This is a genomic window from Geminicoccus sp. (assembly GCF_035556675.1).
Lineage (GTDB): Bacteria > Pseudomonadota > Alphaproteobacteria > Geminicoccales > Geminicoccaceae > Geminicoccus.
In genome coordinates, this window is the sequence record NZ_DATMFZ010000149.1 from 1 (window position 1) to 6,617 (window position 6,617).

Below are 6,617 nucleotides of genomic sequence, written 5' to 3' on the forward strand. Positions count from 1 at the left end.
CGCGGCGCGGTCGCCGCAGACATCCCGGGGGAGCGTAATTGCGGCGCGGCGCTAGGCAAGGCCTGTCGCGCACGCTCGCCGGCCCCTGGCTGCCTGGAAGCCTGTAAGGGAACTGCCGACGTGCCCGTTCGGCATGGCTGCCGTCTCCCACGCCGTACCCGCCCGATGTGTCCGACGACGAACGGGGTTCTGGTGGCATCCTGTCCGACCTTGCTGGCGGAAGATGGCGGGCAGCGTGGGCACCCGCTACGGAGAGATATGCAACGGGCTGCGCTGCCTGGTCCGCCATGGCGTGGCCTGGTGCGTGGGCTGCTCCGAGATGCTGGTGCACGACCTCCGCGCGGTGCTGCCTGGTCCGGGGCCGTGCAACGGAACCGTCTACGGCCGTGCTCTGGACAGCCGAACGCTCTACCCAGTCCCTGGAGCGGCGGCAGGGCCGCCTGTGGCGAGCACCAGCGCACGGGAGCTGCGAAGCTGCACCGGGCGGCGGGCACGCTCGGCCACCTGCTGGCGCTGTACGTCCCGCCTATCCATGCCGCTGATCGCTCAGCGGAGGCAACCCTGGTCGAGGCCGTCCACGACGCGACTGACCAGAACGTAGCTCTAACTGAATGGTCCCAGAATGTGGTGTGACGGGCCGAGCCCGAACGGTTCAGGTTCGACCCGTCACACCATATCCCGGGACTATACACCTAGCCCTTCACACAGTCCGGCAGCCGCACCGGCTTCGAGAAAACCGCCAGATCCTCGGCTCGTCCACAACGCGGAAAGCCTGCAAGGCTCATTACCTTGATGAAGCGCAGCCGCTCGGCATCATTGTAGCCGGGATTGCTGATGATCCGCTCGACACTGAGGTCCGGGAAGCGTTCGAGCGCCTGCTTTACGGCCGCCTGCGCCTCCTCGGAGCGTCCCAGCGCGGCATAGGCCCCCGCGCGGGCAGCCCAGCGCCACCGCGTGTAATTGTCTTGCGTCTGGCGATCCAGCATGCGGATCACGTCCTCGTACCGGCCGACCATCAAGTAGCTGTAGGCATAGGGCGCGGCCTCCCACATCGGGAAGTTCGGATTGAGGCGAATGGCCCGGTCGGCAACCTCCGCCCCCCGTTCAGGTTTGCCGAAGCTGCTCGCCCAGCTGGCATAGAAGGTCAGAATCTCGGCTGATCCAGGGCTCAGGTCGAGGGCGATGGCGTACTCAGCCTCGGCTCGCTTGAGGTCCCCAGTATCGCCGATCCTGGATCCGAGGACGGCATGGGCCTCGGCATCATATGGGTCGAGCATGACCGCCTTTTGTGCGGCACGCATCGCCGCCTCTTGGGCAGCCTTGCGGTCGGAGCCAAACTCACCCGAGATGGCATAGGCGTGGGAAAGCTCGATCCAGGCTCGGGCAAGGCCTGGGTCCAGTTCGACCGCGCGGGTGAGCAGGCGGATGGATTCCTCGACATCCGCCCGATTTATCTGTTCGAGCTTCTCCGTGCCGAGAAGGTAGAGTTCATAAGCGGAAAGACTGCCCGGCCGCTTGCGTTTCGCGGTCTCGCGTCCAGCCGCCTGGATCAGACCGGCACCGCCGCCCAGCCGATTGGTCGCCTCCTGTGCGATCTCCGTCTGCACGGCGAAGATGTCATCGGCCGGCCTGTCCCAACGCCCCGACCACAGATGCATGCCGTTCCAGCCGTCGATCAGCTGTGCCGTGATCCGGACACGATCTTCGGCCCGCTGGATGGAGCCTTCGAGAACGAAGTTGACGTTCAGGCTCCTGCTCACCTCCCGCGCATCCACGGCTCGCCCCTTGTAGGTCTCGGTCGAGTTGTGGGCGACGACCTCGAACTCTGGGAACTGCGCGAGATCGGTGATGATGTCCTCGGTGATCCCGTCGGCGAGCCTTCCTGTCGCCGCATCGCCTCCGATATTGGCAAATGGCAGCACCGCGATCGAAGGCTTGGCCGTGAACGCCGGCTCTGCGCGCCAGGACCACCAGGCCGCCGTGCTTCCGGCCACCAGAAGAGCGAGCAGGGCCGCCAGGACAAGTGCCAGCCTGAACCGCCGGATCAGATACAGTACAGGCCGTCCCCTTCGCAGGCGCCCTCCGTCAATTACGACCCGGTAGGTGCGTACCGGTCGGCTGATGTTCTTGACCCGGTGCACCCCGGCGAACTCGAGCGGCAAGACATCGGGCTTGCCCTGCAGATGGTCGTAGACCGTGCCGGAGATCAGCACGCCGCCCGGCTCGCAGAGCTGTTGGAGGCGGGCCGCGACATTCACGCCGTCTCCCAGCAGGTCCCCATCCCCCTCGACCACCACATCACCAAGGTTGATGCCGACCCGGAACACGATGCGACGGGCAGGAGCAATCTCCACTTGCCGGGCCGCCGCATCCCGCTGCACCGCCACGGCACATACGACGGCGTCCACCACCGAGCCGAACTCGATCAGCACACCGTCGCCCATCAGCTTGACGATACGGCCATGATGAGATGCGAGCAGCGGGACGATCACCTCGCGGCGCAGCCCCCGGATCGCGGCCAGCGTGCCTGCTTCGTCCGCCTCAACCAGACGCGCATAGCCAACGACATCGGCGACCAGAATTGCCGCAAGCCGCCGATCCGCCTGGGCAGCAAGCATGGTCGCAATCCTTTCATGCGCGAAGGATGCCCCACGCTCGCTCCGTCGCGCCGGGCCCCTCCACCGGAAGCGAGCCATCATACACGGCGCCTTGTCCTTCCTGCGACTTCTTCCCGCTCCCGCCTGGCTGCCCCGTCAGCTCCGCGCCTGCAGCGCCACCTGCCGCTCGATGACCGCACCGTTGCGCAGCAGGCGGACCGGCACGTCACGGCCGATCATCGACGCGTCCAGGAGGCGGTGCAGCCGGTCCACCGACGGGACCTGCACCCCATCCAGATCGACGATCAGGTCACCCGCCAGCAGGCCGGACCGGTCGGCCGGGCTGCCAGGCTCGACCTGGGCTACCCGCACCCCGGTCTCGCCGAACAGGCCGAGCGCGAACACGATGCGGCGGGGCAAGGTCACGGTCTGCGCAGCGATGCCCAAATGAGCGCGGCGCACCCGGCCGTGGCGCAGGATCTCCTGGAGCACGAAGCGGGCGGTGTCGATGCCGATCGCGAAGCACAGGCCCTGGGCACCCATGATCGTCGCGGTGTTCACCCCGATCGCCCGGCCGCGCGAATCGACCAGCGGTCCGCCGGAATTGCCGGGGTTGAGGGCCGCATCGGTCTGGATCACATCGTCGATCGAGCGACCGGACCGGGAACGCAGCGATCGCCCGAGTGCGCCCACCACGCCGGCGGTGACGCTGTGGTCGAAGCCCAGCGGGTTGCCGATCGCGAGCGCCAGCTGGCCGACCTTCAGGCCGGAGGTCGTGCCCAGCTCCACCGCGACCAGACTGCTGCCATGGACCTGCACCACCGCGAGATCGGTATCCGGATCGTCCCCGACGGGGTAGGCTACGTGGTGGCTGCCGTCCGGGAAGCCCACCCGGATGTCCTTAGCCCCGCTCACCACATGGCTGTTGGTCAGCATGTAGCCGTCCGGGGTCACCAGGAAGCCCGAGCCGGTGCCCTGCCCCGCCCGGCCACGTACCTGCAAATGCCCGACCGACGGGGCGACCCTGGCCGCCGCCGTCACCACCGCCTGCGAATAGGCATCGAACAGGAGACCATCGCCGTCCCCGGCATCGGCCCCGTTGCTCAGCCCCGGCAGCGGCGAGCTGTCCTGCGCTGCGCCGTCATGGTTCAGCTCGACCAGGGATCGCTCGAAGTCCATCCCCATCTCCTCCATCAGAGGATGAAGAAGTGGGCATCAGTTCGCCCGGCTACAATGGACTGCCGGTAGCGTACAGGTCTGGGCTCAGCCGGGGCATGCGGTCCGTGCGGGACCGCCCACCGCAGCGATCACGCCATCGGCCGCCACCTGCCAGGCCGGCTCGTAGGACACCAGCGTTTGCGGCACCGCCCGCAGCTCGCTGGCGCCCGGGCACTCCTGCAGCGCCGGCTCCGCCTGCTTCAGGTTGCCGACGATGGCTTGGGTGGCGCTGCCGATCGCCGGTCGCAGGACCGTCGCCAGGTCCGGCACATCGGTGAACTCGGCAGCCGCCTCTGCCCGCCACTGCTCGATCAGCGAGGACTGGACGAGCTTGGCGGCCTCGATCTGGGCGACGGCCACGCTGCGGACCACATCCGGCACCAGGCCGAGTTCCGCACCCGCAGCGACCGCCCCATCGACGACCCTCGCCTCCTGCGCCAGGTCCTCCACGGCGGCACCGCTGTTCCACTTGTGCCGGGCGACATCCGGCATGGCGGCGAGCCGCTCGGCCATCGCCGCCTTCAGCTGCGCCAGCGGTGTGTCCGCCAGTGCCGCATCCGGCGCGGCGAGCAGCACCATGGCGACGAGAATCGGGCTCGGGCGCATCGTGATCGCCGGTCAGACGTTGAAGCGGAAATGGCAGACGTCGCCATCCTTGACGACGTATTCCTTGCCCTCCAGCCGCATCTTGCCGACCTCCTTGGCCTTCTGCTCGCCGCCCAGCGCAACATAGTCGTCGAAGGCGATGATCTCGGCGCAGATGAAACCGCGCTGGAAGTCGGTGTGGATCTCGCCGGCAGCCTCCGGGGCGGTGGCCCCCCGATGGGTGGTCCAGGCGCGCGCCTCCTTGGGGCCGACCGTGAAGAAGGTGAGCAGGCCCAACAGGTCGTGGCCGGCCCGGATCACCTTGTTCAGCCCGGGCTCGTCCAGACCGAGCGTCTGGAGATATTCCGCCGACTCCTCGTCGGAAAGCTGCGCCAGCTCCGCCTCGATCGAGGCGGAGATCACCACCGAGCCGGCATTGTGCTTCGCGACCTCGGCGGCGACCCTGGCACTGTGGGCGTTGCCGGTGGCAGCGCTCGCCTCCTCGACGTTCAGCACATAGAGCACCGGCTTGGCGGTGATGAGCTGGAAGCCGCGCGCCAGCGCCCGCTCGTCCTCGCCGAGATCGATCGAGCGGACCTGGATGCCGTCGCCGATCGAGGGGAGCAGCTTCTCGGCCAGGGCCAGCCGCTCCTTCGCCTCCTTGTCGTTGCCCTTGGCACGCTTGGCCAGCGCATCGCGCTGCCGTTCCAGGCTCTCCAGGTCGGCCAGCAGCAGCTCGGTCTCGATCAGCTCCAGGTCGCGGAGCGGGTCGACCCCGCCCTCGACATGGGTGACGTCGTCGTCCTCGAAGCAGCGCAGCACATGGAGGATCGCATCGACCTCGCGGATCGCACCCAAAAACTGGTTGCCCAGCCCCTCGCCCTTGGAGGCGCCGCGCACCAGCCCGGCGATGTCCTTGATCTCGAGCTGGGTGGGGATGATCTTCGCCGACTTCGCGATCGCTGCCAGTTGCTCCAGCCGCGGATCGGGCACCGGCACGCGGCCGGTGTTGGGTTCGATCGTGCAAAACGGATAGTTGGCCGCAGCCGCCGCCGCGGTCTTGGTCAGCGCGTTGAACAGCGTCGACTTGCCGACGTTCGGCAGGCCGACGATCCCGCAATTGAAGCCCATGATCGTCCAGGAGAAGGAAGGGGAACCGACTTGCCGGGGGTTCTAGCCGCTCGGGCGCGGCTAGGCGAGCATCCACGGGTCACCTTGCCAAGCTTCCCGGCCCGGCCGACCTTCCCGCAGGGGCCAAGGAGGAGCCGGGCGATGAAGGTGGATCTCGACAAGTTCCTGGCGCCTTACCGGATCGAGGACGGCAAGGGCTTCACGCTGAAGGACCACGACCCGCGCGACACGCACGAGCTGGGCATCGAGAAGGCCGACGCCAAGGAACTGCTGCGGACCGGCATCGAGCGGCTGACCGAGCTGCAGGAGATGCTCTACGCGCAGAATCGCTGGTCGGTCCTGCTGATCTTCCAGGCGATGGACGCGGCGGGCAAGGACAGCGCCATCAAGCACGTCATGTCCGGGGTCAATCCGCAGGGCGTGCAGGTCTATGCGTTCAAGCGCCCCTCGGCGGAGGAACTGGACCACGACTTCCTGTGGCGCTGCGCGCGCAACCTGCCCGAGCGCGGCCGGATCGGCGTGTTCAACCGCTCCTATTACGAGGAGGTGCTGGTGGTGCGGGTCCACCAGGAGATCCTCGAAAGCCAGCACCTCCCGCCCGAACTGGTCGGCAAGAGCATCTTCGACGAGCGCCTGGAGGACATCGCCAACTTCGAGCGCTATCTCGCCCACCAGGGCACGCTGATCCTGAAGTTCTTCCTGAACGTGTCGAAGGCCGAGCAGAAGAAGCGCTTCCTCAAGCGCCTGGACGATCCCGAGAAGCACTGGAAGTTCGAGGCAGGCGACCTCGCCGAGCGCGGGCACTGGGATGCCTACATGGACGCCTATCAGAAGGCGATCCAGGCCACTGCGGCGCCTCATGCACCCTGGTACGTGGTGCCCGCCGACAACAAGTGGTTCACCCGCCTGGTGGTGGCGGGTGCCATCGTCGACAGCATGCGCCGGCTCGACCTGCACTTTCCCAAGGTGAGCGAGGCCGAACGGGCGAAGTTCGCCGAATATCGCCGGGCACTCGAGGCGGAATAGGCGCGGCGCGGAGAGGCGGGCTGGCGGAGCCGGGAACGGTGATCACGTTCGCTTGAAGTG

5 protein-coding genes are annotated in these 6,617 nt (G+C 67.5%); 1 reads left to right on the forward strand and 4 read right to left on the reverse strand.

What is annotated here, in order from left to right; all coding sequences use genetic code 11:
* Nucleotides 1–692: 692 nt before the first annotated feature.
* From VNS22_RS11335 to ychF, 4 genes are all read right to left on the reverse strand, one after another.
* Nucleotides 693–2,618 carry an adenylate/guanylate cyclase domain-containing protein gene (locus VNS22_RS11335; RefSeq protein ID WP_325732452.1) on the reverse strand — a complete coding sequence of 642 codons (1,926 nt, stop codon included), beginning with the start codon at nucleotides 2,616–2,618 and terminating at the stop codon, nucleotides 693–695.
* A 135-nt stretch (nucleotides 2,619–2,753) separates the two neighbouring features.
* Entirely contained in the window at nucleotides 2,754–3,776 is a 1,023-nt protein-coding gene (locus tag VNS22_RS11340; protein ID WP_325732455.1) for a S1C family serine protease, read from the reverse strand.
* Between the two features lie 84 nt (nucleotides 3,777–3,860).
* Nucleotides 3,861–4,421 (reverse strand): gamma subclass chorismate mutase AroQ, encoded by a 561-nt coding sequence (aroQ, locus tag VNS22_RS11345; protein ID WP_325732456.1) that lies wholly within the window; start codon nucleotides 4,419–4,421, stop codon nucleotides 3,861–3,863.
* Between the two features lie 12 nt (nucleotides 4,422–4,433).
* The gene (gene ychF, locus VNS22_RS11350; protein ID WP_325732457.1) at nucleotides 4,434–5,531 is read right to left on the reverse strand and encodes a redox-regulated ATPase YchF; all 1,098 of its coding nucleotides are present in this window, start codon (nucleotides 5,529–5,531) and stop codon (nucleotides 4,434–4,436) included.
* Between the two features lie 141 nt (nucleotides 5,532–5,672).
* Here ychF and VNS22_RS11355 point away from each other — a divergent pair, with 141 nt between their 5' ends.
* Nucleotides 5,673–6,557 (forward strand): polyphosphate kinase 2 family protein, encoded by an 885-nt coding sequence (locus tag VNS22_RS11355; RefSeq protein WP_325732459.1) that lies wholly within the window; start codon nucleotides 5,673–5,675, stop codon nucleotides 6,555–6,557.
* Nucleotides 6,558–6,617 lie beyond the last annotated feature (60 nt).

Coding starts and splice junctions, on each gene's coding strand:
- VNS22_RS11355 (WP_325732459.1), top strand. CDS start 5,673: ATGAAGGTGGATCTCGACAAGTTCCTGGCGCCTTACCGGATCGAGGAC.
- aroQ (WP_325732456.1), bottom strand. CDS start 4,421: ATGCGCCCGAGCCCGATTCTCGTCGCCATGGTGCTGCTCGCCGCGCCG.
- VNS22_RS11340 (WP_325732455.1), bottom strand. CDS start 3,776: ATGGACTTCGAGCGATCCCTGGTCGAGCTGAACCATGACGGCGCAGCG.
- VNS22_RS11335 (WP_325732452.1), bottom strand. CDS start 2,618: ATGCTTGCTGCCCAGGCGGATCGGCGGCTTGCGGCAATTCTGGTCGCC.
- ychF (WP_325732457.1), bottom strand. CDS start 5,531: ATGGGCTTCAATTGCGGGATCGTCGGCCTGCCGAACGTCGGCAAGTCG.